The organism is Photorhabdus heterorhabditis (assembly GCF_001280945.1).
GTDB lineage: Bacteria > Pseudomonadota > Gammaproteobacteria > Enterobacterales > Enterobacteriaceae > Photorhabdus > Photorhabdus heterorhabditis.
This window is the reverse complement of the sequence record NZ_LJCS01000170.1, coordinates 1-1,223: the sequence shown is the minus strand read 5'-3', so window position 1 is coordinate 1,223 and position 1,223 is coordinate 1. Positions and strand designations below refer to the sequence as shown.

Below are 1,223 nucleotides of genomic sequence, written 5' to 3'. Positions count from 1 at the left end.
CGTCTGACGATCTGCAAGCCTCGCATCCACTGCGTGAAGCGCGGGTGGTCGTTGAAGATATTGATGACAATCCGGGATTCTTCCGGGTCAGGCTGTATGCGGTGCCGCATTTTCAGGTTGAAGGGCTGGACGTCAATCTGTCGCTGGTTTCTCAGATGCCGAAGGCGAAAGAGTAAAAATCGGGAAACATCAGAATGGCAGAGATACCTGCGGGATTACGGTGCATTTCTTGCCTTGTGATCAGATTAAAGTCACGACCTCTTGTGACGCCTACGGTAGCCCAAACTACCCGATTAAAGAACCGTTAGAAATGAAGGAGCCGACAGTATGTCCGAAATAATGCTTACAGGTATCTCAAAGCCAGATTATGCCTTGTTAAAGGAGCGAAAGATGAAAAAACACCGGGCTAAATGGGCGGTTTTATGCCTGTTACTGACGGCGTGTAGCCAGTTTCCAGCGCAGGCTGGCGTGATTATCGCGATTAACCATACCAAGTGGGCGATTAACCGGTTCAGTGTGGATGATAATCCCGGTATCGATAGTATCGGGCCATATCAGGGCGGTGGCGGTGGCTGTTGCTATCGGGCTCCGGAGAAATGGAAACCGGGGATGACGGTCAAGGTGGATTGGGAAACCGGTGTCGCTTTCTCCGACGATTTTCCCGGGTATGAAAACGACGAGAAGTATTTGGAATGGGATAGAAAAATAAATGCCCAGAAACGGCAGCATAGCCAGGTAGTGCCGGTGCCTTATTATCAGAATGGGGGAGATACCTGCGGGATTACGGTGCATTTCTTGCCCTGTGATCAGATTAAAGTCACGACCTCTTGTGACGCCTACGGTAGCCCAAACTACCCGATTAAAGAACCGTTAGAAATGAAGGAGCCGACAGTATGTCCGAAATAATGCCGACAGGTATCTCAAAGCCAGATTATGCCTTATTGAAGGAGAGAAAGATGAAAAAACACCGAGTTAAATGGTCGGTTTTATGCCTGTTACTGGCGGCGTGTAGCCAGTTTCCGGCGCAGGCAGGAACCATTGAGGCGATTAACCATACTAAATGGGCGATTAACCGGTTCAGTGTGGATGATAATCCCGGTATCGATAGTATCGGGCCGTATCAGGGCGGTGGCGGTGGTTGCTGCTATCGGGCTCCGGAGAAATGGAAACCGGGGATGACGGTTAAGGTGGATTGGGAAACTGGTGTCGCTTACTCCTATGAT

2 protein-coding genes and 2 pseudogenes are annotated in these 1,223 nt (G+C 50.0%); all 4 read left to right on the top strand.

Annotated elements, in window-relative coordinates:
* Window positions 1-176 (top strand): annotated as a pseudogene (locus AM629_RS22880) (type VI secretion system contractile sheath large subunit); the annotation flags it as partial.
* A gap of 20 nt (window positions 177-196) precedes the next feature.
* A pseudogene (locus AM629_RS23795) lies at window positions 197-340 on the top strand (DUF3304 domain-containing protein); the annotation flags it as partial.
* 50 nt (window positions 341-390) lie between these two features.
* Complete coding sequence (locus tag AM629_RS21115) at window positions 391-906, top strand: Tli1a family immunity protein (RefSeq protein ID WP_054481761.1); 516 nt, start codon at window positions 391-393, stop codon at window positions 904-906.
* Window positions 907-956: 50 nt separating this feature from the next.
* Window positions 957-1,223 (top strand): DUF3304 domain-containing protein (locus AM629_RS21110; RefSeq protein ID WP_152912061.1); only part of this gene is annotated, 267 nt, incomplete at its 3' end.